The organism is Rhodococcus marinonascens NBRC 14363 (assembly GCF_001894885.1).
GTDB lineage: Bacteria > Actinomycetota > Actinomycetes > Mycobacteriales > Mycobacteriaceae > Rhodococcus_F > Rhodococcus_F marinonascens.
On the sequence record NZ_BCXB01000031.1, the window covers coordinates 20,824 to 44,978 of the forward strand.

Below are 24,155 nucleotides of genomic sequence, written 5' to 3' on the forward strand. Positions count from 1 at the left end.
GTCCTCTCGTTCGGACTCGGCTATCGGAGGCGTCCGATAGCCGAGAACTGGTGTGGTTAGGCGATCAATGATACCCCGGTGCCCGTCCGATGCTACGGAACGGGACACCCACCGGCACTTCTGGATGTGATCGTCACCAGCCGGCGGGAAGGGGGCGTCCCTCCGCGAATCCGGCTGCGGACTGGACGCCCAGAACCGCCTTGTCGTGCAGTTCCCCCAGCGTTCGCGCGCCCGCGTACGTACACGTGCTGCGCACGCCAGAGCAAATGTGGTCGAGGAGGTCCTCGACTCCGGGGCGTTCCGGATCCAAACGCATCCGGGAACTCGAAATACCCTCCTCGAAAAGCCCTTTCCTGGCCCGGTCGAAGGCGGTGTCGGTGGCAGTCCTGGCCGCCACCGCACGCTTGGAGGCCATGCCGAAACTCTCCTTGTAGGAGTTGCCCGACTGATCCACACGCAGGTCGCCGGGGGACTCGTAGGTGCCCGCAAACCACGACCCGATCATCACGTTCGACGCGCCCGCGGCGAGGGCGAGAGCCACGTCGCGTGGATGACGCACGCCTCCGTCGGCCCACACGTGCGCACCCATTGAGCTTGCCAGTGTGGCGCATTCCTCGACCGCCGAGAACTGTGGCCTACCCACCCCGGTCATCATTCGGGTGGTGCACATCGCGCCCGGTCCTACGCCCACCTTCACGATGTCCGCGCCGGCATCGATCAGATCGCGGGTTCCGGCCGCGGAGACGACGTTGCCGGCGACCAGGGGAACGCCGAGTTCGGCCTTCTTCAGGGCGCCGAGGGCGTCGATCATCTTCTGCTGGTGGCCATGCGCGGTGTCGACGACCAGCAGGTCGGCGCCGGCTTCGACGAGGGCGCGGGCCTTCGCAGCGACGTCGCCGTTGACGCCGACGGCGGCGGCCAGGCTCAACCGCCCGTTGCCGTCGACGGCGGGCTGATAGATACCGGCCCGGATGGCACCCGTGCGAGTGAGGACGCCGGCGAGGGTGCCGTCGGGGTTGACGATCACCGCCAGAGAGTCGTGCTTGCCCTCGAGGAGTTCGAACACCTCACGGGGGGAGGCAGAGACGGGGGCGGTGACGAAGTCGGTCGATGCCACGGCGCGTAGCCGCGCGAACCGGTCGACGTCCGTGCAGGAGGACTCGGTGACGATGCCGACCGGCCGGTCGTTCTCGACGACCACCACGGCGCCGTGTGCGCGCTTGTGCATCAAGGCCAGGGCATCGGACACGGCGGCGTCGGAGTCCAGCGTGACCGGGGTGTCCGCGACGAGATGCCTGCTCTTCACGAAGGACACGGTCTCCGCCACGGCCGCCGTCGGAAGGTCCTGGGGGAGAACCACCAGGCCGCCGCGGCGAGCCACCGTCTCCGCCATGCGCCTCCCCGCGACCGCGGTCATGTTGGCGACGACGATCGGGATGGTGGTTCGCGTCCCGTCAGATGTGGACAGGTCGACGTCGAAACGTGAGGTGACCTCTGTGCGGTTTGGCACCAGGAACACGTCGTCGTACGTCAGGTCATAAGGAGGGCGATGCCCGTCGAGGAACTGCACGTGTCAGGACGATACCGGGGATTCGGCGGTGGTGCCGGGCGTCCTCTGCGCTTGCGCCCTGGACAGTCCGATCGCGGCCACCAGCATCACCGCCACCGCACAGCCGACCACCGCCAGCCCTGGACCCGTGACCCGCAGGCGTTCATCGAGGACGGTCACGCCGAGGAACACGGCGGCGAGGGGTTCGGCGATGGTGAGCGCCGGCAGGGACGCCGAGAGAGGCCCCACCTGGAACCCGCGTTGCTGCAGGTAGACCCCCGAAATCCCGGCTACTACTAGGGCCCACGCTTGCCAGCTGCTCAGCACCGTCGACAGTCCGCGGGGCACGAGTTCGACGACGTACTTGGTGAATGCCACCGCGATGCCGTACAGGATGCCGCCCGCACCCCCGAGCAGTAGCGCCCGCCATCCGCTGTCGATTCTCGAGATCCCGGCGACGGTGGCGGCGACCACAACAACGACGAGGATGCCGAGGGACACCACCCATTGGCGGAACGGTGCGTCGATGTTGCCCTCGGTGGGGTCGCCGATGGCGAGGAAGGCCGCGAGGGCCACCGCCAGGGCGACGGCCAGCACCCACGTGGTGCGGGTGAGCCGGTATCCGGAGAACTTCGCCGACAGAGGCAGCGCGAACAGTAGGGCGGCCACGAGAAGTGGTTGCACCACGAGTACCGATCCGAGCACCAGTGCCACGACCTGCATCGCGTAGCCGCCACCGTCCCCGACGACACCGGCCCACCAGCGTGGACTGCGGACAAGGGTGGTCATCAACCCGGCGCCCTCGGGCACCGCGAACGCCGCGCTCTGCTGAGCCACCGAAGCGCACGCGAACAGCAACGCCGCGATCAGCGCGCACACGATGGACGCGACCGGCAGGGACATGCTGCTCAGTGTGCCCCGCGGTTGCGGTGCCCGTGCGGACTCGAGGCGGGCCCGGGCTTACGACCGCGTCGCGCACCAGAAGCAGTGTCCCGGGGTTCGCCGCCGCGGCGCGACGGGCGTCCCTTCGGGTCGTGTGCCTGTCTGCCCTTCTTCGGGGTGTCCTGCGCGGCTGCTCGTGTGTCGGGCGCAGGAACGGCTTTACCCGACGGACGGCGGGCGCCGGTGATCTCGGCCAGCAGCGCATCGCCGGGTCGGACGGGCACGCCTCCCACCGCGATTCCAGCCTTGCGGGTCAACTTTTCGACCTCGGCGCGCTCGTCTTCGGTCACGAGGGTGACCACTACGCCCGCCTCACCGGCGCGGGCGGTCCGTCCGGCGCGGTGGAGATAGTCCTTGGATTCGGTCGGGGGATCGACGTGAACGACGAGCGAGATGTCGTCCACGTGGATGCCCCGCGCAGCCACGTCGGTGGCCACCAGCACCGGAGTGGTCCCGTCGGCGAACGACTCGAGGGTGCGGGTGCGGTTGTTCTGCGCCTTGCCGCCGTGCAACGCCCCGGCCGCTATACCGGCGTCGTGTAACTGCTTCGCGAGCCTGTCGACCCCGTATTTGGTGCGCACGAACATGATGGTGCGCCCGTCCCTCGAACCAATATGTGCCACAACGGATCTCTTGTCCGCCCTGTCGACGAGCAGTAAGTGGTGTCGCATTGTCGATACCGAGGCCTCTGCAGGAGCCGTCGAATGCGTCACCGGATCGCGCAGGTACCGCTTGACGAGGGTGTCGACTTCGCCGTCGAGGGTGGCCGAGAACAGGAGTCGCTGCCCCCCGGTCGGGGTCTTGTCGAGTATCTGCGTGACCTGCGGCATGAAGCCCATGTCGGCCATGTGGTCGGCCTCGTCGAGGGTGGTGACGACGACGTCGTTCAAGGACACCGACCCCTGTGCCAGGTGGTCGGCGAGCCGGCCGGGAGTGGCGATCAGCAGATCGACGCCACGGGAGAGCGTCTCGACCTGCCGTTTGATCGGAACGCCGCCCACGACGCCGGCCACCCGCAACCCCATCGACAGCGCAGGCTCGTCCAGGGACCGCTCGATCTGCAGTGCCAGTTCACGGGTGGGAACCAGCACGATTCCGCGGGGGAAACCACGCCGACTCGCAGAGCCCTTGAGCCGCACCAACATCGGCAGTCCGAACGCCAGAGTCTTTCCGGACCCCGTCGGCGCCCTTCCGAGTACGTCCTTCCCGGCGAGGGCGTCCGGGATGGCGGCGGCCTGAATGGGAAACGGCGCGGTGATGCCGCCACGGTCGAGGGCGTGGGTCATCACCGCGGGGAGACCGAGTCCAAGGAATGTCTCACCCACTGGTGTGGGGGAGGGATTCTCGTGTTCGGACATATCGTGAAGGCTACCGCCTGCGCGGAGCCACCCGTGCGCGTCGGCCGTGACGCACATGGTGCGCGTCACGGCCTGGGCACGAGGTACCGGAGGTGGTGAGTGCCTAGTCTCAGGCCTGCACTTCGCTGCGGTCACCACTCCACAGTGTGTGGAACTTGCCCTCGACGTCGACCCGCTCGTACGTGTGGGCGCCGAAGAAGTCCCGCTGCCCCTGGGTCAGGGCCGCGGGCAGTCGCTCTGCGCGCAGGGCGTCGTAGTACGACAGCGAGGACGCGAATGCCGGCACCGGGATACCGAGCAGGGTGGCGGTGGACACCACACGGCGCCAGCTATCGATGGCCGTCTCGATCGCCTCCCGGAAGTACGGCGCCAGGATGAGGCTCGGCAGTTTCGGGTTCTCGTCGTACGCGTCCTTGATGCGGTTGAGGAAGCGTGCCCGGATGATGCAGCCGCCACGCCAGATGGTCGCGAGGTCGGCCGGGTGCAGATCCCAGTCGTACTCGGCACTGCCCGCCGCGATCTGGTCGAATCCCTGTGCGTAGGCCACAACCTTCGACGCGTACAGCGCCTGGCGGATGTCCTCGGTGAACTGCGCGGCGTCCGCCGGCTTGTCGGCGAGCCGACCGGATGCGAGGCCGACCGCGGCCTTGCGCTGTTCACGTGAACCGGACAGGGCGCGGGCGAACACGGCCTCGGCGATGCCGGTGACCGGTACCCCGAGGTCGAGCGCGGACTTGACGGTCCAGCGGCCCGTGCCCTTCTGCTCGGCGGCGTCAACGATCACGTCGACCAGCGCCTTGCCGGTCTTCGCGTCCTTCTGCTTCAGTACCTGTGCGGTGATCTCGACGAGGTAGCTCTCCAGATCCCCGGAATTCCACTCGGTGAACACCTCGGCGATCTTGTCGGCGTCGTAGCCGAGGGCGTCACGGAACAGGTTGTACGCCTCGCCGATCAGCTGCATGTCGGCGTACTCGATGCCGTTGTGGACCATCTTCACGAAGTGACCGGAACCGTCGGGGCCGATGTGCGTGCAGCACGGGGTGCCGTCGACCTGCGCGGCAATCGATTCGAGCAGCGGGCCGAGCGCCTCGTAGGACTCCTTGGGTCCACCCGGCATGATCGACGGTCCGTTCAGCGCGCCTTCCTCACCACCGGAAATACCGGCCCCGACGAAGTGCAGACCCCGCTCGCGGAGGGCGGCCTCGCGGCGGATCGTATCGGTGAACAGGGCATTGCCGCCGTCGATGATGATGTCGCCGGACTCCATCGCGGCGGCGAGCTCCTCGATGACGGCGTCGGTGGGATCGCCGGCCTTGACCATGATCAGCACGCGGCGCGGCTTCTGTAGGGCGCCCACGAACTCCTCGATGGTCTCCGTACGCACGAAGTCGCCGTCCTTGCCGTAATCGGCAAGGAGGGCATCGGTCTTCGCGACGCTGCGGTTGTGCAGAGCGACCGTGTGACCGTGCCGGGCGAGATTTCGGGCAATGTTCGAGCCCATGACGGCCAGTCCGGTGACGCCGATCTGGGCGCGGGCGCCCTCGGTGTTGTCGATAGTCATAGATACAGCATTCCTTCTCACTCGGCGGTGGCGAAATCGGCGGCTGGATAGACCTCCAGCAAGGTTATCGCCGAGGTCTTCGGGGTGCCGCGCCGATGCACGCCCTGCTGTCGGGGGGTCGGCGTCAGCGCAGATCATAGAGCTATTACCGGAGATACTGCCGCGCTCGATCTTCACTCCGATAACGAACACCCCGGGTGCCGCCGCAACGATCGGTGCCGAGATTGTGTATCCGATGCGGAATCATCAGGTCCGACGGCAATCCATGGAGACCGGCATTGACCATTGACAATATTTCCGGTCAAAGGTACACACTAGCGAATGAAGCGTGGGAGGCCCCTAACAGCTCCTGAGGGACAGAGGAACCACTGTGATTGATGGAACCACTGTGATCGATCAGACGGATGAGATGTTGTGGACGTGAATCAGGTACAGCCGGGCAGTTGGGCAAGAACGGTCGCGTCGCAATGGCTCACTTGCTGTTGGTGTCGAGGACGCTCGGCACCTATCCCGCGTCAGGAATCGAGCGGGAGTCCGCTGCCTCAACTTCCACGAGAGCCGGGATCACCTCGCTGTTCCATCGAGTAGGGAGAAATATGAATTGGCACAGCGGTTTCCGCGGTTTCCTCGAGGTCTGGCGTTGTACCCGCCGCCTTTTGTTCGTGTTGGCTGCCGTCGTCGCGATGGCGGTGGGAACCGTCGGAGTGGGAGCGGTGACTGCGGCGGCAGACACCGTCATCGGCACCGTCCTGGTCGGGGACGCCCCGGAGGGGGTGGCGGTGACCCCGGATGGGTCCCGCGCCTACGTCACCGACTCGAAGAGCAATAGGGTGTCGGTGATCGACACTGCGAGCAACATTGTGATCGCGACCGTCCCTGTCGGGACCACCCCCCAAGGGGTGGCTGTGACCCCCGACGGATCCCGCGTCTACGTCGCCAACGCTTTCAGCGGTCTTCTCGGTGAGGTGTCGGTCATCGACACCGCCGACAACACGGTGGTCACGACCGTCCCTGCCGGGATCATCCCCGAAGGGGTGGCGGTGACCCCCGACGGAAACTTCGTCTACGTCACCAACAATTTCAGCAATGAAGTGTATGTGATCGGCACCGCCGACAACATCGTGGCCACAACCTTCCCGGTCGGGGGCCGCCCCCAAGGGGTGGTGTTGACCCCGGACGGGTCCCGCGCCTACGTCACCAACTCGAAGGACAATTCGGTGTCGGTCATCGACACTGCCACCAATGCTGTGGTCGAAACGGTGCAGGTCGGGGCAAGCCCGCACGACGTGGCGGTGACCCCGAACGGGAAGTTCGCCTACGTCACCAACTCGAAGGGCAATTCGGTGTCGGTGATCGACACTGCCACCAATGCTGTGGTCGAAACGGTGCAGGTCGAGGCAAGCCCGTATGCCGTGGCGGCGACCCCGGACGGGTCCCGCGCCTACGTCACCAACTCGAAGGACAATTCGGTGTCGGTGATCGACACTGCCACCAATGCTGTGGTCGAAACGGTGCAGGTCGGGGCAAGCCCGCACGACGTGGCGGTGACCCCGGACGGGTCCCGCGCCTACGTCACCAACTATGACGACAACACAGTGTCAGTGATCGAAATAACCAAGGAGCCCGATGTCGAGACCACGACGAGACTGTCCCCGCCCACGTCTGCTGTGAAGGGCGTTGCAGTGGACCTCAATGCGATGGTCTCCTCGACCCCGTCCAGTGGCACAGTACAGTTCTTCGATGGCGTGATTCTCATCGGGGACCCGGTGCCGGTGACCAATGGTAGGGCGACACTGTCACATACCTTCACCGAGGCGGGCGATCACCCAATTACCGCGGTCTACAGCGGAACTGACGGCTTTCTCGGATCGACCAGTCAAGTCACTACCGTCGTCGTCACAGACGATGGCGGCGGCACCGGATCAGCCGGCGGCGTCTTCGGATCCTGATTTCTGCAACTCGCCCAGTACGCGGTTTCGGATTCCGGTGTATCGATCGCTGCGAACTCAGCGATGACGGCGTCGGTGGGATCGCCGGCCTTGACCATGATCAGCACGCGGCGCGGCTTCTGTAGGGCGCCCACGAACTCCTCGATGGTCTCCGTACGCACGAAGTCGCCGTCCTTGCCGTAATCGGCAAGGAGGGCATCGGTCTTCGCGACGCTGCGGTTGTGCAGAGCGACCGTGTGACCGTGCCGGGCGAGATTTCGGGCAATGTTCGAGCCCATGACGGCCAGTCCGGTGACGCCGATCTGGGCGCGGGCGCCCTCGGTGTTGTCGATAGTCATAGATACAGCATTCCTTCTCACTCGGCGGTGGCGAAATCGGCGGCTGGATAGACCTCCAGCAAGGTTATCGCCGAGGTCTTCGGGGTGCCGCGCCGATGCACGCCCTGCTGTCGGGGGGTCGGCGTCAGCGCAGATCATAGAGCTATTACCGGAGATACTGCCGCGCTCGATCTCCACTCCGATAACGAACACCCCGGGTGCCGCCGCAACGATCGGTGCCGAGATTGTGTATCCGATGCGGAATCATCAGGTCCGACGGCAATCCATGGAGACCGGCATTGACCATTGACAATATTTCCGGTCAAAGGTACACACTAGCGAATGAAGCGTGGGAGGCCCCTAACAGCTCCTGAGGGACAGAGGAACCACTGTGATTGATGGAACCACTGTGATCGATCAGACGGATGAGATGTTGTGGACGTCGATGGTGCGCAGCCGCAGCTGGGTAGTGCGGCAGGCATATTCGCGTTGTGGTCCGAACGACCACTTCTAGATCACTTTCAGCCGACGTCTGTTTCGTGGCGGTCCCCTTGCTGTTGGTGCGTCTTTGGGCTGGCACACGACACTTCCCGTGCGGCACGACTCGAGGTGAGGGACCGCCGACCCAGCTTCCACGAGATCCGGGACAACCTGGTTGTTCCTTTGCGGCAGGAGACAAATGTGAATCGGCAGAGTAGTTTTCGATGCAATTTCGGGACCCGGGGGAGCGCCGGGCGTCTCTTGTTCGGGTTGACAGCCACCGTCGCGATGGTGGTTGGTATGGCCGGAATGGGGGCCGCGACCGCGGCAGCAGATGCCGTCATCGCCACGGTCCCTGTCGGGAACACCCCGATCGGATTGTCGGTTGCCCCGGACGGGTCCCACGCCTACGTCACCAATGCTTATGGCAACAGTGTGTCGGTGATCGACACCGCCACCAACGCTGTGGTCGCGACCATCCCCGTCGAGGATGTCCCCCAAGGGGTGGCGGTGACCCCGGACGGGTCACACGCCTACGTCGTCAACACTTTCGGCGGACACGTATCGGTGATCGACACCGCCACTAACACCGTGGCCGCGACCGTCCCGGTCGGGAGTCTTCCGTATGGGGTGGCGGTGACCCCGGACGGGTCCCACGTCTACGTCACCAACACCTTTAGCAGTAACGTGTCGGTGATCGACACCGCCTCCAACGCTGTGGTCGCGACCGTATCGGTCGGGTTCTTGGCATATGGGGTGGTGGTCGTCCCGGACGGGTCCCACGCCTACGTCACCAACTCCTACAACGATACGGTGTCGGTGATCGACACCGCCTCCAACGCTGTGGTCGCGACCGTCCCGGTCGGGGTCGGTCCGTATGGGGTGGCGGTGACCCCGGACGGGTCCCACGTCTACGTCGTCAACACTTTTGATCAATTTGTGTCGGTGATCGACACCGCCTCCAACGCTGTGGTCGCGACCGTCCCAGTCGGGGTCGGCCCGATGGGTGTGGCCGTCACCCCGGATGGGTCCCACGCCCTGGTCACGAACAAGACGGACAATTCGGTGTCGGTGATCGACACTGCCGCCAACGCTGTGGTCGCGACCGTCCCGGTCGGGAATGGCCCGTACGAGGTGGCGGTCACCCCGGATGGGTCCCACGCCTACGTCACCAACTCTGATGACAATTCGGTGTCGGTGATCGACATCGCCGCGGCCGTCCCGGACGCGGAGACCACGACTGTGCTGACCCTGCCTGCGTCCGCGGTGAAAGGCGTTGCGGTGGATCTGACCGCGACGGTCTCCCCGACCCCCGACGGTGGCACCGTGCAGTTCTTGGATGACACGACCCCGATCGAGGACCCGGTGCTGGTAGCCGACGGTAAGGCAACGCTGTCACATGCATTCGCCGAGGCGGGCGATCACCGCATCACGGCGGTCTACAGCGGAACGCAGGGCCATCTCGGCTCGACCGCTGAGGTGGGCACGATCACGGTCACCGACGATGGCGGCGGCGTCCCAGGGCCTGGGCCTGGGCCTGGTAGTAGCGGATCGGCCGACAGCATCTTCGGATCCTGAGATAGCGGCTCCGTCGTGCCCGAGCAGGGCCTCGCCACCCTGGGCACATGCCTGCCCGACCACTTCCGGTAGGGGCGGGGCAGGTGCGGTGATCGTTGGAGAAAGACAGATATGAGGGCCCGGCCCTCGCATGTGCGATGGCCGGGCCCCCACTTCAGGCGTTTCGAAGGTCGGTTGTGCCGACTACCTGGAGGTCAGCTGTGACGCTCACGCTGGGGGCCGTCGAACCCGTCGTACGAACGACGGTCCGTGCGGCTGCGGAATCCACCTCCGGTCGACGCGGGACGCCGATCCGATGTGGAGGTGGGGCGATGGCCGTCGCGGCGGAAGCCGCCACCACGGCTGTCGCCCGAGTCACGGCGCGGAGCGCTGCGGTCGAAGCTGCGCTCTCCGGTGCCTCGATGACTGTCACCGCGGTCACCGTAGTCGCGGCGCGGCGCACTATCGCCCGCCGGGCGCACGTCACGGTCCCCACGGTAGCTGCCGCCACGGTTGTCACCGCTGCGCTGAGGACGATCGCCCCGGTAGCCGCCGGACCGGTTGTCGGACTGGTCGCGGCGGGGTCCGCGGCCCTCGGAGCCGCGGTTCTCGAAGCTGCGGTTGCCCGAGGGGCGGTCGCCGTAGCTGCGGGTGCCCCGGTAGCCTCCACCGCCGTCCCGGCCACCGTATCCGCCTTCGCGGCGGGGTCCGCGGTTGCCGAACTTGCGATCGCCGCCACGGTCGGGGAAGGTTTCGCGCACAGGTTCTCCGCTGGGCGCCTTGGCACCGGTGATGCTGGCCAGCTTCTCCGAACCGGGAGTGACGGGCACGGCGGCGGCGTCGACGCCTGCCATCCCGGTCAGGCGCTTGAACGTGCGCTTCTGGTTGGGGAGCACGATCGCGACGACCGTGCCCTTCTCGCCGGCCCGCGCGGTGCGGCCTGCGCGGTGGAGGTAGTCCTTGTGGTCGGCGGGCGGATCGACGTGCACGACCAGGTCGATCCCGTCGACGTGGATTCCGCGCGCGGCGACGTCGGTCGCGACGAGCACGGGGGTGCGGCCGTTCTTGAAGCGTTCGAGGACCCGGGTGCGCTGGTTCTGTGCCTTGCCGCCGTGCAGGGACTCGGCGGCGATGCCCACCGCGCGCAGGCGGTCGGTGATCCCCTCGCACCCGAGTTTGGTCCGGGCGAACATGATGGTACGGCCGTCACGGGCACCGATTTCGGCCAGTACATTGTCCTTCTGCCCACGGTCGACGAGCAGCACGTAATGCTCCATGGTGTCGACGCTGGCGCGACCGTCCTCGGTGGAGTGCTTAACGTGGTCGGGCAGGAATTGGCGGACCAGCGACTGCACCTCACGGTCCAGGGTGGCTGAGAACAGCAGTCGCTGTCCGTCGGCCGGCGTCTCGCCAAGGATGGATCGCACCTCTGGCAGGAAGCCCATGTCAGCCATCTGATCGGCCTCGTCGAGGGCGGTGATCTCGATGGAATCGAGGACGCAGGTGGCCTGACGCAGGTGATCGCTGAGACGCCCCGGGGTGGCGACGAGGATGTCGACGCCGCGACGCAGCTGGTCCACCTGCTTGGTGAACGGGGTGCCGCCGACGGCGGGCCGGACGGTCAGTCCGAGCGCGCCGGCGTAGGACGAGAGGGAGTCGACCACCTGGAACGCAAGTTCACGGGTGGGGACGAGCACCAGCGCCCGGGGACGCTTGGGTGCGGGCCGGTCTTCGTGGCGGGCGAGGCGGGCGAGCATCGGCAGGCCGAAGGCCAGGGTCTTTCCAGATCCGGTCTGTGCGCGGCCGAGGACGTTGGTGCCGGCGAGCGCATCTGGAACGGACTGCGCCTGAATCGGCGACGGGGTGGTGATGGAGTTGCGGGCGAGGGCCTCCACCAGTGGTGCGGGCAGGCCGATCTCGGCAAACGTCACGGTGGCCGTGTCGGCTTCAGTGGCGCTCTGATCTGGGGTTTCGACGTCAGCCTGCTCTTGTGGGGCAGACGAAATCTGGACAGCGTTAGTCACGCGGGTACCTCTCCGGGCATAGGGCGCGTCGCGGAGCGGGGGCTGTCATGCAGCACGCACAATGGGACGAGCCAGGGCACATGTCACCTGGTCAATCCATTCGCGCAAGTGCGGGGAATTGGGCTGTGTGCCGTTTCAGTGTTGATGGGCCGCCGGGGCGACCGTCAAGTAGTGTACTCGACTGGGCGCCCGGTGATCGAATCGGCTGGGCTGTGACCTGCGTGACTATGCGGCGTGGAACAACCGACTCAGTTCGGTGAGCCAGGGGACGGCGACGGCGATGGTCGGGACGACAAGGATGGCGACGGACGCCGAGTACGCGGCCAGGGCGACGGGCGCTCCCGCTTCCGTTGAGGACAGTCGCTGCACCCGCAGCAGCGTGTCGGGGCCACCCGCGGCCATCGCACCCTTCGGCGCAAGTGACCCCGAGCAGGCGACGAGCGCCCGCGCGAGCGCAGTCCGCCCGGTGGCGCGGACGGCGGAATCGTCGGCCAGCATCTCGACGAGCAACTGCACCGACCCGAGCGCCGACTTGCTGCGCACCACGTTCGGGAAGGCGGCGTTGACGGCGGTGAAGGCCTCGAGCACTAGGTCATGGCGGGCGCGCAGATGTGAACGTTCGTGGGTGAGGATCGCGGTGATCTCGACGTCTTCGAGCTTGGCGAACGTGCCTTGACTCAGCACGACCCGCTGCCGCAGGCCGGGTAGGCAATAGGCGATCGGCTCAGTGACGTCGAGGACCCTCAAATCAGGTGCGCGTGCGAGCGGAGACGTCGTGTCGCAGCGGTCGAGGAGATCGACGAGCGTGCGGTGCCTGGCGCGCCGACGTCTCGTTCGAACACCCACCTGCACCACGGCGAAGATCAGTTTCGCACCCACCATCAGCGTGAGAGCGAGCACCACCATGTAGAGGACCCACAGGGGCAGGCCGAGGGCGTCGATCTCCTCGACCGGCGCGGTGGTTGGGCGGCCGTCCGGACCGGGGACGAGGAGTTGGCTGGCGATCGCGAGCCCTGAACCGAAAGCGGACAGCACGGCGGCCAGGGCGATTGCCTGCCACAGCACGAGTGCTGCGCGAGGTGCTCGGTGTGGCCATCGGGCACGACTCAGCAGCGCAGGGACGGGCCCTGCGAGGACGAGTGCGAGTACTCCGAATACCAGCGCGGCGGTGGCGTGCATATCCTACTCATCATGCATGACGAAGGTCAGACCGCGCGCGCGGTTCCCGACTGGTCACCGCTGGCGGATCGTTCCTTGGTCTCGAGTGCGGCGAGAGCCTCGCGGAGTGCGTCGGCCTCGTCGGCACCGACCTGGCCCACGAAGTGAACAAGTGCGGCAGCGCGGCTGCTTGACTTGTCGGCCTGTTGCAGCGCGTCGACCATGAGGCTCGCGACGAGTTCTTCACGCTGGTGCACCGGCAGGTATCGGTGCGCACGATCGTCGCGCTGCTGAATGACGAGGTGCTTCTTGGCCAGTCGCTGCAGCACTGTCATGACAGTCGTGTACGCGAGGTCACGTCGCGTGGCCAGTTCCTCGTGCACCTGCCGCACCGTCTGCGGCTCTGATGTGGACCACAGGTGATCCATCACCGCGCGTTCGAGTTCCCCGAGACCAGCCATGTTCCAATTCTACGGCTACCACGTCCGGGATATGCGCCAATGGGGCGTAGTAGACCCTCGATACAGCGTGTGGTAATGGTCATAGTTTCGATACGCTTGACGAGTTTCGAGCAGCAGCGGCCGGGCCACCCACCGCGCCGTACACGTGGCGCGTCCCGATCGGTACCACCAGCGGACGATCGGACACCGGGTCGGCGATCACCGCGGCCTCGAGGCCGAACACATCGAGGAGCAGTTCGGCGGAGATGATGTCCTTCGGTGCACCCGCCGCGACGACCGTGCCGTCCCGCATCACGATCAGCCGGTCGCTGTATCGGATCGCGAGGTTGAGGTCGTGGAGCACCATGACCACGGTGCGGCCCATCTCCTCGTGCATCCGGTCCACGAGGTCCAGAACTTCGATCGAGTGCGCCAGGTCCAGGTAGGTCGTGGGCTCGTCGAGCAGGAGGATGTCGGTTCCCTGCGCGAGCGCCATCGAAATCCAGGCGCGCTGGCGCTGACCGCCGGACAACTGGTCGACCGGGCGATCCGCGAGGTCGGACACACCGGTCAACGCGAGCGCCTCGGCGACCTCGCCCTCGTCGTCGGACGACCACTGCCGGATCCACGACTGATGTGGATGCCGGCCGCGCGCGACCAGGTCGGCAACCGTCAGGCCCTCGGGTGCGAGCGGCGCCTGGGGGAGCACGCCCAGGGTGCGAGCAACGTCCTTGGTGCGCATCGACCCGATGGCCTTGCCGTCGAGCAGCACCGAACCGTTCCGCGGCTTCAGAAGCCTGCCCAGCGCGCGCAGCAGGGTCGACTTACCGCACCCATTGGGGCCGATCACGGTGGTGATCACCCCTGTCTCGACCTGTAGATCGAGGTTGTCGACGACAATGCGGTCGCCGTATCCGAGGCTCAGGCCTTCGGCGATCAGTCGAGCGTCAGGCTGCGCGGTCATGCTGAGACCTTCCGATTGTTGCGAACCAGCAGGTACATCAGGAATGGGCCACCGAGGGCCGAGGTGACGATGCCGACGGGAAGTTCGACCGGCAGGATCGTGCGGGCCACCACGTCGCTGCCCACCACGAGCACGGCACCCGTCAGCGCCGACGCGATCAGTGGGGGTCCGGCGGCGCGCACCAACCTCAGAGCGACCTGGGGTGCGGCGAGCGCGACGAAACCGATCGGACCCGCCGCCGCGGTCGCGATACCGGCCAGGGTCACGGACATCAGCAGAAGACGTGCCTGCGACCACTGCAGTCGGACACCCAGCGACACGGCGTTGTCGTCGCCGAGTCTGAGCGCCCCCATTGTGAATGAGCAGCCGACGGCGTACCCACCGATCAGTACGACGGCTACCGTCACCGGCCACACCTGGCTCCACGACGCACCATTGAGGGAGCCGTTGAGCCAGACCTGGGCACGGGAAGCGTCGTTGATGTCGGCCGAGATGAGCAACCACCCGGTGACCGCGATCAGCATGGCGTTGATCCCGATGCCGATCAGGATCAACCGGTAGCCCTCGACACCGCCACGCCACGCGAACAGGTAGATGATGGTGGCGGTGAGTAGTGCACCGCACAGCGCGGCCAGGGGTATACCCAAGGTTGCCAGAAGGCCGACGAAGGATCCACCGCCGCCGAGGACGATCAGTGCGACCGCGGCGGCGCTCGCACCCGAGGTGATGCCGAGGATGTCGGGGCTCGCCAAGGCGTTCCGAGCGATCGACTGTGTGATGGCACCGGCCAGGCCCAGGGCCATGCCGATGAACGCGCCGGTCAGCGCCCTCGGCAGGCGAAGGTCGATGACGATGAAGTTCTGGGCTCTTGTACCGCCACCAAACAGCACTCTCGTGACCTCGGGGATGGACATCGGGTAGTCGCCGCGGCCGATGTGCAGGCAGAGCAGGAGAAAAAGCGTCACCAGCAGCGCGACGTTCACGGCGATACCGAGAGGCCGGAGAACGAGGGAGATCGGCCCGAGTCGGAATGCCGGGCGGGCGGGGACCCGGGACGGCAACGTTGCGCCGGCGTCGCTGCGCAACTCGTCTTTGACACTCACAGCCTTGCCAACTTCCTGCGCCGAACCAACGCGATGAAGAACGGTGCGCCGAAGACTGCCAGCACGATGCCCACCTGCAGCTCGCCCGGTCGGACGACGACGCGGCCGAGGACGTCTGCGGTGACGAGCATGGTGCCGCCGAGGAGTCCTGCGTAGGGGACGAGCCAGCGGTAGTCGGAACCGGTGATCGCCCGCGCCACGTGCGGGACCACCAGGCCGATGAAGGCGATCGGCCCGCAGGCCGCGGTGGCCGCACCGATCAGCAGCGTGATGGCGAGGATGCCAAGGGCGCGACTGGCCGCAATGTTGGTACCGAGCGACCGGGCCACGTCCTCACCGAGGCTGAGGACGTTCAGTCCGGGTGTGCTGACCAGAGCGAGGATCAACCCGAAGATCAGGAACGGCAGCACTTGCCACAGCACGTCGAACCCACGTCCGGCCACCGAACCGACCACCCAGAAACGGAAGGAGTCCAGGCTGGCCTGGTCGATGATGATGACCGCGTTCGTCATCGCCTGCAGGAAGAACGCGACGGCGGCGCCGGCCAGTGCCAGACTCAGCGGACTTGCCCCACCGTTGCCGATCGACGACAGCCCGAACACGATCACACTCGCGGCGAACGTCCCGGCGAATGCGAACCACAGGTACTCACTGGGCGCGGTGAAGCCGAACAAATACATCGACAGCACAACGAGGAATGCGGCACCGGCACTGAGACCGAGAAGCCCCGCATCGGCAAGTGGATTGCGGGTGTGCCCCTGGATCAGGGCACCGGCCACACCGAGCGCGATGCCCACGATGAGTCCCAGCGCGGTGCGCGGAGCGCGCAGTGTGTGCACGATGATGTCGGCCTGGGATCCGTCCGCGTCGAACAGAGCGTGGAAGATCTCCGCGAAGGACAACGGGCGCGCCCCGATCGCGACGCTCGCGAGTAGAACCAGGACGAGCAAAATCACCAGGACACCCAGACCGACAAGTCTGCGACGACGGATCGCCGCGACCGATACGTCCTTCGCGAGGACGGTGAATCCTTCGTCCCTCGCCGTGCTCTCGCGGACAACCTCGGTTCCGGAACGCTGCAATACCCGCGCCAGCGCGCGCTTCGGTCCGATCGCATCGTGTGTGTGGGTGTCGCGGGTGACAAGGCCGACCCAGCCCTTGCCGGAACTCTGCCCGGTGTTGCCTTCACGGAAACCCTGGTTCCACACGGCGAGGGCCACCGCAATCGCGGCGGCGGTACAGCCGAAGACGATGCGGTCGGCCTGCCCGCCGCCGTTGGCGTCACTGAGCGCATCGAGGGTGTACCAGCCGAGGACAAGAGGGATCGCCACGATCCCGAGGTCGAGTAGCGCCGCGAGGGCGCGCAAATACAGCGAGGCGGGACCGCGCGGAACGTCACTTTTTCCGTACGGTTCGTCGGTCGACAGGTGCGGGATGTCACTGCCGAACTGTCTCGTCGTCACTGGTGGAAAAGCTCCTGACATGTCTGCGTGTAAAGCGAACTGGCGCCGATTCACCCACTTAGGTTACGGAACCCTATCCCTCGCCCCGCACCTAGTTGCATCATTAGGGCAGCCTTGCCTATAATCGCTGTGGGCGAGTCGAGTAGTCGGGCGACACGCCGAAGAACCGAACTACCGGACCGCACCGGAGTCCTGAGGGCTGCAGAGACTCCCGGTCCTTCCCACGGCGGGCCGCACGCTCTACGGTGTGCGGCCCGCCGATCGGTTTGCCGCACCCGCCGTAGCCGCCGCATCGAGCGTCGTGTAGGCAAGTAATCGGGTGCGCTGCCAGAGCGCACTGCGATCCGATGGGGAGTGTGATGGTGGGTTCCGGCGAACGGCAGGCCACGAATGGCGACGGTCAGATCGATGACGGTCAGATCGATACTGCCGAGGTATCCGAACAACTGAACAGGGGATTCGATGCCCTCATCGGACTCGAGTACACCGAATTGGGTCCCGACCGCGTGCAGGCGCAGTGGACCGTCACTCCCGACCATCGGCAACCGGCCGGAATCCAACACGGCGGCGTGTACTGTTCCGTCATCGAATCAGTCGCCAGCACGGCAGGGATGATGTGGCTCGGGGGTCGCGGACACGTCGTCGGGGTCAACAACAATACCGACTTCCTGCGTGCCGTACGCGAGGGAAGAATGACCGCCGCGGCCACCCCTATCCACCGCGGACGCACCCAGCAACTGTGGGAGGTCCGGATCACCGACGAACAGGACCGCCTGGTCTCCAAGGGGCAGGTCCGGCTTGCGAACATCACCGACACCGGCAGCCTCGGAAACTGAGCCGCCGATGTCACCGGTGACGAGATGTCACCCAGCGGCTTTGCGTTGTGGTTCGCTTGCGGAGGTCTCTCGCTCGCGCTCGTGCCGCTCCAACTGCTCCATCGCGTTTCGCGCGAAGACCCACTGCTCGGTGGACGCCATCTGAGCACGTCCGCGGCCGAGGAACGTGACCGTCCACGACAGAATGGTGGAGAGCCTGCTCCGGAATCCCACCAAGTACATGAGGTGGACCACCAGCCATGCCACCCAGCCGACGAATCCGCTGATCTCGAGCTTGCCGACCTTCGCGACTGCACTGAACCGCGAAATCGTGGCCATGCTGCCCTTGTCGAAATATCTGAACGGCGGGCGATCCTCCGGCTTCTGGCCCTGTAGTCCGGCTTTGATTTGCTTGGCCGCGTACTTGCCGCCTTGCATGGCGACCTGAGCGAGACCGGGCAAGTTGTCGAGCGACATCATGTCGCCGATTACGAAGACGTCTGGGTGTCCTGGCACCGACAGGTCGGGATTGACCATCAATCGACCAGCGCGGTCTACCTCGGCCTCGGACTGGTTGGCGATCTGCTTACCCAGCGGGCTCGCCTGCACGCCCGCCGACCACACCTTGCACTGTGACTCGATCCGACGTTCGGTACCGTCCTTGTCCTTCACGACGAGGCCGTCGACGTCGACATCGACGACCATGGCGCCGAGTTGAATATCGGTGCCGAGCTTCTCGAGCTGTTCGGCTGCTTTTCGGCTCAACTTGCCGCCGTAGACGGGCAGCACGTCGTTCGCGCCGTCAAGCAGAATCACGCGAGCGTCACGCGGGTCGATGTTGCGGAACGCCCCGGAGAGGGTTCGATGAGACAGTTCCGCGATCTGCCCTGCCAGTTCGACACCCGTGGGCCCGGCGCCGACCACCACGAAGGTCAGCAGACGCGCACGTTCCTCAGGATCGTCGGACAACTCGGCCTGCTCGAAGGCACCCAGAATGCGGCCTCGCAGTTCCAGCGCGTCGTCGACCGTCTTCATTCCGGGTGCGAACTCGGAGAAGTGGTCGTTACCGAAGTAGGACTGCCCGGCGCCCGCCGCGACGATCAGACTGTCGTACGGGGTAACCGTGATCCGCTCCAGGAACTGGGAGGTGACCGTCTTGGCTTCGAGGTCGATCTTCTGGACATCGCCGAGCAGAACCTGAGTATTCTTCTGTTTGCGCAGCACGAGCCGAGTGGCAGGAGCGATGTCGCCGACGGAAAGGATTCCGGTGGCGACCTGATACAACAACGGCTGGAACAGGTGGTGAGTCGTGCGCGCGATCATGGTGATCTCGACATCAGCCTTCTCGAGGGCTTGCGTGCCGAACAATCCACCGAAGCCGGATCCAATGACCACGACGCGGTGGCGGCGTGATTCAGCCGACTGGTTACTCATTCCAGGCTCCTCGAAATATAGGCGACCCCTGCCACGGTAGTCCCCCAATTCCGGGCGGCTCAGTAGGGCGGAATAGTCCCAGCTCGGACACCAGAGGACGATTGACTGGCTAGTAGGTTCGGAAGGTTCATCGACGACGCCGGGCAGGGGCCCTGCCGGTCTCCGGGCACACGTCGAGCATCGGCGTTCCGACCGGGGTCTTGCGGTCGGTGAGAAACAGCGGGCTGCGGGTACAGGTCTTCCACGTTCAACCACAGCACTTCATCGGCCCTTGCGGCGCGCTCTTAGCGCATCTTTCACTAGGGAAGACGAGCCGCTTCGCGCCCGGGCCAGGGGTCCGGTCGGCGCGGGTTCGCCGGTGGGCATCCATCCCCATGTCCTCAGCGAGACCCGGTAGATCTGCGCGGAGGACATGGGGATGGCGGTGCTTGTGAGGTACCGCTCCACCGCCGCGGTATACGACGAGAGGGAGCGGACCGGGGGCCACTCGGGCGTGCGGCGGGGGTGAGTGAGGCGCATGGTCGCGCCTCACTGTGCTGCGCCTCTCTGTGCACGGTGTGCGGGGGGCGCCGCGACGACGCGGCGGAAGAGGGCCTGTACGTCCATGGTGATGTCGGCACCGGAGTGGTGGTGGCAGGGGCCGGCGTAGGCGTGGGTGAGGAAGTCGGCGGTCAGTTCGGGGTCGGCCACGTCGAACTCACCGGCCGCGTTGCCTTCGGTGAGGATGGTGACGAGCAGGTCGCGAGCGGCGCTCATGGGTTCCTCACTGGCTGCGCCGCCGAGTTCGTGGAAGAGCTGGTGGTAGAGCTCGTGGTGGTCCTGTTCCGCGGCGATCCACGCGGCGACGAGTCCATCGAGCCGTTCGGTCCAGGTCAGCTCCGGCTGCTGGAGCAGGGCGGCGGGCCGTTGGAGCATGCGGTCCCACATCTCAGCTTGGAGGGCGGCCAGGAGTTCGTGCTTGGAGTCGAAGTAGAGGTAGACCGTGCCCTTGGCGACACCTGCCCGAGCGGCAACCTTGCTGATGGTCAGGGCCTCGTAGCCATCTTGAAGGAGCAGGCCGGCGACCGCGTCGAGGATCTGGCGGCGGCGGACGTCCGGGGGCTGGAAGCGTCCGGACGGCTGGGCGAGGGCCGAGCTCTCCGTGGGCACGGGCCCTCCTTACTGACGGGGGACTGACCGACTGCCGGTCAGAGCGTGGCCTCCAGGGTGCCATGCGGCCTGCGGGCGATCACGATCACTGCGTGGTCTTCGCCGCGCTCCTGCTCGTGGCCCGGGTGTTGGTGCACGGGCACCAGCGTTCGCTCAGCGCGGTCAATCTCGAGGCCGAGGCCGGTGAAGGCTTCGGTCAGCTCGTCGACAGTGACCAGATCGTCCTCCTTGCCCCAGTCGCAAGCTTCCTCGTCCCACTCTCCCAAGGCTAGGACGGCACCGGGAGCGAGTGCTGCGGCCAGGGTGGCGGTGCGTGCCGGGCCGCGGGGTGGCAGTGAGTAGGAGCTGAGAACGAAGTCGTAGGTGGTCTCGGGCTGCCAGGCGGCACTGTCTGCGACGGCGAGGTCGACGAGGTCCGACAGGTGGCGTTCGCTGGCAGTGGCGCGGGTGCTGACGATAGCGCGGGGTGCGATGTCTACGCCGGTGACACGCCAGCCGCGTGCAGCGAGGGCTAGGGCGTTGCCGCCGGCGCCGCAGCCCAGGTCCAGGGCCAGTCCTGGGGTGAGGCCGTCGACCGGGGCGAGCAGGAGTGGGTCTGGGTCGCCGGTGTCGCTGCCATCACCGCGGTAGATGTCGTCCCAGTCGAAGTCGAAGTCAGGGTTCGGGGCGGGCTGGGCGCCCGGCGTGTGGGGTATGGGCTGAGTCACGGTTCCTCCTGCGAGAATGAAGTCGATCGACTGACCGTCGGTCATTAGTATGACCGTGGGTCATACGCATTCGTCAAGCGCACCCGGAGACACCACATGAACCACACAGCGCCCTACGACACCCTGATCGCCGGGGCGGACCCGAGGGCTGACCGCGCAGCGCCGCCGCCCCTGACTACGCCGCCATGGACACCACTGGCTTTAGCCCCTGGTCCGCCGACAACATCGCCATCGCCCCCTATGGATCCGCCCTGCGGAATCGATCCAGAATCGTGGGAACTCCCACGGCGCGCGAAGCGGGCAGCACCTCTGGGCGGGAACTGCCCGCGTCACGTTGTGTAGCCGGCTATCTCGCCTCGTCGATCTTCTTCCTCGCCGAGGGCGATTCCGTCGACGTCGGTTGAATGAAGTCCGACTTGATCGAGAACACGAACAGTGCCGACAGCCCGCCTACCACGACAAGAATCGTGAGGACTACGACCACGTAGCCGAAACCGACACCAATTGCTGTCAGATCCATCCGACCTACCTCCTCAGTTGCGGCGCAACGCTACTTAGACTCTGGGACGGAGGATAGCGGCTTCGACTTGATCCCGACCGCGAAGGGCACCGACAACCATCTGATCGTCCGGCAGCACGCCGAGCCAGCAGACTGCCCGATCGAGGATCGGGCACCACGGCTCTGATGGGCCGGGGTGCGCCGATAGTGGTTCGCTCACGTCAAGTGGTCGAACTTGCCGATCACCCACGCGCAGTGGCGTGCGGCCGAATACTCGAGTGCTTCGAGTCCACCGCAGTCGATCATGTTGTCGAAGTTGCCGATGATGCGGTCGAACTCGAGATTCGACAACCGGTCCGTGATGCGTCTCACCACCGCCGCCGACAGGGGCAGCCGGTTCGGGTACGAGCGGAGAAAGGACACCGTACGGTGGTCCGGGTTCGGAAACACGCCATCCCCGGTGAGGAGCAAGCCCCGGCCATCGGCGCCGGCCCGCCAGTGCGCCACTGCGCTGCCCGGAAAATGGCCACCGATCTGATGCAGAGTCAGGCCGGGAGTGACCTCGTGGGTCCCGGACCAGAACACGACCGGGCCGTCGGATCGCGCCAGCCACGAACGGTCTGCGTCCGCCACCAGGATCGGTGCGTCGCCGAGCGCCCGCGACCACTGCGTCTGCACACCGAACATGTGCGGGTGGCTGGCTGCGACCGCGATGACCGGGCCATGCGATGTGACAGCATCTATCGCCGCTGCATCGACGAACCCGATCGGATCCCACAGCAGCGACCCTTGGGGTGTGCAGACCAGAAGGGACTGCTGGCCGATCGCGAACTTCGGTTCCACGTGCAGTCCGTACAACCCTCGCTCGACTTCGTGTATCTCGACACGGTGCCCCTGACCGGACAGTGACTCCACGGTCGTCCACACCTGGCCGCCCAGCGGAATGTACTGTCGTTCGTCCGCGCAGATCGCACAATCCTCGGGAAGCGGGGTGTGTGGGTCCTGTTCTACACCGCACGTGGCGCAAAGATGATATGACACCCCACGATCATGCACCTCAGGGCACGCCCAGTAGGCGTAATCCTGCCGCTGTCGCCGCGGCGGAGAGGACAACGACGACGAAAGGCGCTTTGCGCCAAGCAAGTATTCCCGCGACGAGCACTCCGGCGGGACGTGCCACGCCGGCTGGGCCGTGACCTTCCATGAGGGACGCGGTGCCTACGAGCGCAGTGAGGAGAACAACAGCTGAGGTCGCCATGAGCTTCTCCACCCAAGGCTTGGCTGCGATCCGGGGCCGGAGTATCGGTCCCGCGAAACGAAAAGCGAACGTCCCCGCGGCGAGGATTCCGACCGCTCCGATCAGGACAAGAAGATGATTCACTGCAGAACCTTCCGCCGAACACGAACCAGGAGTCCAAGGAGAGCCGCGAGGACCGGAAGTCCGGCGGGCAGGAGGGGTGTGGTGACCAAGGCGACGACTCCGCCGACGAGTGCGGGCACTCGGACGTCCCGATCGCGCAGTGCGGGAAGTACCAGCGCGAGCAGCACCGCGGGGAACATGGCGTCCAGTCCGAATACGCCGGTATCGCCTATCGCGTTTCCCGCCACTGCGCCCAGTAGTGCACCGAGTGGCCAGCAAATGGCGATCCCGACGCCACAGGCCCAATACGCGGCCCGTCTGCGGTCGCGATCCGTTTGGCCGAGGGCGAAGACTACCGACTCGTCGTTCATCACGTGACTGCCGAGGACACGGCGCCATCCTCGATCCAGGACGTCACCGACTGTCAGACCGAACGGTAGATGACGAGCGTTCACCAGGAGGCCGGCGAGCATTGCCGCAATTGAGCTTCCACCCGCAGCGACGATGCCCACGAACATGAACTCGGCGGAACCCGCGAGGACCAGCACAGACAAGGCGGTGGGCAACCAGGGTTCTAGACCCGCACCGACCGCGATCGCGCCGTACGAGATGCCGACGAGACCGTCGGCGAGGCACACCAGTGCGATGTTCCGCAGGAGGGTGGAATCGAGTGTTCGAAATATCGAACGCATGACGCATATACTGAACAGAATGGTTGTGTTCGTCAAATCGAACACTACGGTTGAAATAATGAACGCATATCGGATGGGGAGTCATGGAAGGTCAATCTCCGCTCGGATACATCGGACCCTCGCTTCGACGCGAGCGCGATCGGTCGGGCCTGTCCCTGACCGAGGTCGCGCGCCGCGCGGGAGTGGCAAAATCCACTCTGTCCCAGCTGGAGTCGGGCGGAGGGAATCCGAGCGTGGAGACGCTGTGGGCTCTTTGCGTCGCACTCGACGTGCCGATGTCGCAACTGCTGGATCCGCCCCGGCCACGAGTGCAGGTGATCCGCGCGAACGAGGGTCCGGAACTGACGTCTGAGCGGTCCGACTATCGTGCGACGCTGGTCGCGTCCTGCCCGCCGGCCGCGCGCCGAGACGTGTATCGGATCGCGGCAGAACCCGGACCTGGCCGCGAGTCCGAGCCGCACATGCCAGGACTGGTCGAGCACGTCATTCTCAGTGCCGGACGCGCACTCGTGGGCGTAGCCGGAGATCCTGTCAAACTGGCACCTGGGGACTACATCGCATATCCCGGCGATATGGCACATGTGTTCGTGGCACTCGAGCCTGGCACGCGGGCCGTCATGATATCTGAGTACAA

Annotated in this window: 21 protein-coding genes and 1 pseudogene; 4 read left to right on the plus strand and 18 right to left on the minus strand. The window is 66.0% G+C overall.

The window, feature by feature from the left end:
* Positions 1-133: 133 nt before the first annotated feature.
* From guaB1 to gnd, 4 genes are all read right to left on the minus strand, one after another.
* Entirely contained in the window at positions 134-1,570 is a 1,437-nt protein-coding gene (gene guaB1 / locus RM2_RS18915; protein WP_072691081.1) for a GMP reductase, read from the minus strand.
* Positions 1,571-1,573: 3 nt separating this feature from the next.
* Entirely contained in the window at positions 1,574-2,452 is an 879-nt protein-coding gene (locus RM2_RS18920) for a DMT family transporter (RefSeq protein ID WP_072691082.1), read from the minus strand.
* 5 nt (positions 2,453-2,457) lie between these two features.
* Positions 2,458-3,849 (minus strand): DEAD/DEAH box helicase, encoded by a 1,392-nt coding sequence (locus RM2_RS18925; RefSeq protein WP_072691103.1) that lies wholly within the window; start codon positions 3,847-3,849, stop codon positions 2,458-2,460.
* Positions 3,850-3,958: 109 nt separating this feature from the next.
* A complete protein-coding gene (gnd, locus tag RM2_RS18930) occupies positions 3,959-5,410 on the minus strand; it encodes an NADP-dependent phosphogluconate dehydrogenase (protein ID WP_072691083.1) in 1,452 nt (483 codons plus the stop codon).
* Between the two features lie 596 nt (positions 5,411-6,006).
* Here gnd and RM2_RS18935 point away from each other — a divergent pair.
* Positions 6,007-7,359, plus strand: a complete 1,353-nt coding sequence (locus tag RM2_RS18935) for a YVTN family beta-propeller repeat protein (protein ID WP_072691084.1) — start codon at positions 6,007-6,009, stop codon at positions 7,357-7,359.
* Positions 7,360-7,409: 50 nt separating this feature from the next.
* On the opposite strand, the pseudogene RM2_RS18940 reads toward RM2_RS18935, so the two are convergent.
* Positions 7,410-7,697: pseudogene (locus tag RM2_RS18940) on the minus strand (NAD(P)-binding domain-containing protein); the annotation flags it as partial.
* A gap of 660 nt (positions 7,698-8,357) precedes the next feature.
* Between RM2_RS18940 and RM2_RS18945 the strand changes: the two are divergent.
* Entirely contained in the window at positions 8,358-9,734 is a 1,377-nt protein-coding gene (locus RM2_RS18945; protein WP_169846763.1) for a YVTN family beta-propeller repeat protein, read from the plus strand.
* Between the two features lie 194 nt (positions 9,735-9,928).
* Here the strand turns inward: RM2_RS18945 and RM2_RS18950 are convergent, their stop codons facing one another.
* The 6 genes from RM2_RS18950 to RM2_RS18975 form a co-directional block, all read right to left on the minus strand.
* Positions 9,929-11,737 carry a DEAD/DEAH box helicase gene (locus tag RM2_RS18950; RefSeq protein ID WP_072691086.1) on the minus strand — a complete coding sequence of 603 codons (1,809 nt, stop codon included), beginning with the start codon at positions 11,735-11,737 and terminating at the stop codon, positions 9,929-9,931.
* A gap of 225 nt (positions 11,738-11,962) precedes the next feature.
* Complete coding sequence (locus tag RM2_RS18955; protein WP_072691087.1) at positions 11,963-12,916, minus strand: M56 family metallopeptidase; 954 nt, start codon at positions 12,914-12,916, stop codon at positions 11,963-11,965.
* A gap of 26 nt (positions 12,917-12,942) precedes the next feature.
* Positions 12,943-13,356 (minus strand): BlaI/MecI/CopY family transcriptional regulator, encoded by a 414-nt coding sequence (locus RM2_RS18960; protein ID WP_072691088.1) that lies wholly within the window; start codon positions 13,354-13,356, stop codon positions 12,943-12,945.
* 79 nt (positions 13,357-13,435) lie between these two features.
* A complete protein-coding gene (locus RM2_RS18965) occupies positions 13,436-14,299 on the minus strand; it encodes an ABC transporter ATP-binding protein (RefSeq protein ID WP_072691089.1) in 864 nt (287 codons plus the stop codon).
* Positions 14,296-15,402 (minus strand): FecCD family ABC transporter permease, encoded by a 1,107-nt coding sequence (locus RM2_RS18970; protein WP_072691090.1) that lies wholly within the window; start codon positions 15,400-15,402, stop codon positions 14,296-14,298. The genes RM2_RS18965 and RM2_RS18970 overlap by 4 nt, the downstream gene beginning before the upstream one ends.
* Complete coding sequence (locus RM2_RS18975) at positions 15,399-16,865, minus strand: FecCD family ABC transporter permease (protein WP_245814041.1); 1,467 nt, start codon at positions 16,863-16,865, stop codon at positions 15,399-15,401. Before RM2_RS18975 ends, RM2_RS18970 begins: the two co-directional genes overlap by 4 nt.
* A gap of 359 nt (positions 16,866-17,224) precedes the next feature.
* On the opposite strand from RM2_RS18975, the gene RM2_RS18980 reads away from it, so the two are divergent.
* Complete coding sequence (locus RM2_RS18980) at positions 17,225-17,701, plus strand: PaaI family thioesterase (RefSeq protein WP_072691091.1); 477 nt, start codon at positions 17,225-17,227, stop codon at positions 17,699-17,701.
* A 27-nt stretch (positions 17,702-17,728) separates the two neighbouring features.
* Here the strand turns inward: RM2_RS18980 and RM2_RS18985 are convergent, their stop codons facing one another.
* The 7 genes from RM2_RS18985 to RM2_RS19020 all read right to left on the minus strand — a co-directional run bounded on the left by RM2_RS18985 (position 17,729) and on the right by RM2_RS19020 (position 23,521).
* Positions 17,729-19,114 (minus strand): NAD(P)/FAD-dependent oxidoreductase, encoded by a 1,386-nt coding sequence (locus RM2_RS18985; protein ID WP_072691092.1) that lies wholly within the window; start codon positions 19,112-19,114, stop codon positions 17,729-17,731.
* A gap of 528 nt (positions 19,115-19,642) precedes the next feature.
* Positions 19,643-20,263 (minus strand): TetR/AcrR family transcriptional regulator, encoded by a 621-nt coding sequence (locus tag RM2_RS18995; protein ID WP_072691093.1) that lies wholly within the window; start codon positions 20,261-20,263, stop codon positions 19,643-19,645.
* A gap of 38 nt (positions 20,264-20,301) precedes the next feature.
* Positions 20,302-21,015, minus strand: coding sequence for a methyltransferase domain-containing protein (locus tag RM2_RS19000; protein ID WP_072691094.1), 714 nt, complete (start codon positions 21,013-21,015; stop codon positions 20,302-20,304).
* A 301-nt stretch (positions 21,016-21,316) separates the two neighbouring features.
* Positions 21,317-21,490 carry an adenylate cyclase gene (locus tag RM2_RS19005; RefSeq protein ID WP_072691095.1) on the minus strand — a complete coding sequence of 58 codons (174 nt, stop codon included), beginning with the start codon at positions 21,488-21,490 and terminating at the stop codon, positions 21,317-21,319.
* A gap of 195 nt (positions 21,491-21,685) precedes the next feature.
* Positions 21,686-22,510, minus strand: a complete 825-nt coding sequence (locus RM2_RS19010) for an MBL fold metallo-hydrolase (protein WP_072691105.1) — start codon at positions 22,508-22,510, stop codon at positions 21,686-21,688.
* Positions 22,511-22,526: 16 nt separating this feature from the next.
* On the minus strand, positions 22,527-22,850 hold the full coding sequence (locus RM2_RS19015) for an AzlD domain-containing protein (RefSeq protein WP_072691096.1): 324 nt from the start codon (positions 22,848-22,850) through the stop codon (positions 22,527-22,529).
* Entirely contained in the window at positions 22,847-23,521 is a 675-nt protein-coding gene (locus RM2_RS19020) for an AzlC family ABC transporter permease (protein WP_072691106.1), read from the minus strand. The genes RM2_RS19015 and RM2_RS19020 overlap by 4 nt, the downstream gene beginning before the upstream one ends.
* A gap of 83 nt (positions 23,522-23,604) precedes the next feature.
* Here RM2_RS19020 and RM2_RS19025 point away from each other — a divergent pair.
* On the plus strand, positions 23,605-24,155 hold a 551-nt coding region (locus RM2_RS19025), incomplete at its 3' end, for a helix-turn-helix domain-containing protein (protein WP_072691097.1).

Excerpts from the sequence above, each read along its gene's own strand:
- RM2_RS18980 (WP_072691091.1), top strand. The coding sequence starts at position 17,225 with ATGGTGGGTTCCGGCGAACGGCAGGCCACGAATGGCGACGGTCAGATC.
- RM2_RS18965 (WP_072691089.1), bottom strand. The coding sequence starts at position 14,299 with ATGACCGCGCAGCCTGACGCTCGACTGATCGCCGAAGGCCTGAGCCTC.
- gnd (WP_072691083.1), bottom strand. The coding sequence starts at position 5,410 with ATGACTATCGACAACACCGAGGGCGCCCGCGCCCAGATCGGCGTCACC.
- RM2_RS18920 (WP_072691082.1), bottom strand. The coding sequence starts at position 2,452 with ATGTCCCTGCCGGTCGCGTCCATCGTGTGCGCGCTGATCGCGGCGTTG.
- RM2_RS19000 (WP_072691094.1), bottom strand. The coding sequence starts at position 21,015 with ATGACCGACGGTCAGTCGATCGACTTCATTCTCGCAGGAGGAACCGTG.
- RM2_RS18960 (WP_072691088.1), bottom strand. The coding sequence starts at position 13,356 with ATGGCTGGTCTCGGGGAACTCGAACGCGCGGTGATGGATCACCTGTGG.
- RM2_RS19020 (WP_072691106.1), bottom strand. The coding sequence starts at position 23,521 with ATGCGTTCGATATTTCGAACACTCGATTCCACCCTCCTGCGGAACATC.
- RM2_RS18985 (WP_072691092.1), bottom strand. The coding sequence starts at position 19,114 with ATGAGTAACCAGTCGGCTGAATCACGCCGCCACCGCGTCGTGGTCATT.
- RM2_RS19005 (WP_072691095.1), bottom strand. The coding sequence starts at position 21,490 with ATGGATCTGACAGCAATTGGTGTCGGTTTCGGCTACGTGGTCGTAGTC.
- RM2_RS18925 (WP_072691103.1), bottom strand. The coding sequence starts at position 3,849 with ATGTCCGAACACGAGAATCCCTCCCCCACACCAGTGGGTGAGACATTC.
- RM2_RS18935 (WP_072691084.1), top strand. The coding sequence starts at position 6,007 with ATGAATTGGCACAGCGGTTTCCGCGGTTTCCTCGAGGTCTGGCGTTGT.
- RM2_RS18955 (WP_072691087.1), bottom strand. The coding sequence starts at position 12,916 with ATGCACGCCACCGCCGCGCTGGTATTCGGAGTACTCGCACTCGTCCTC.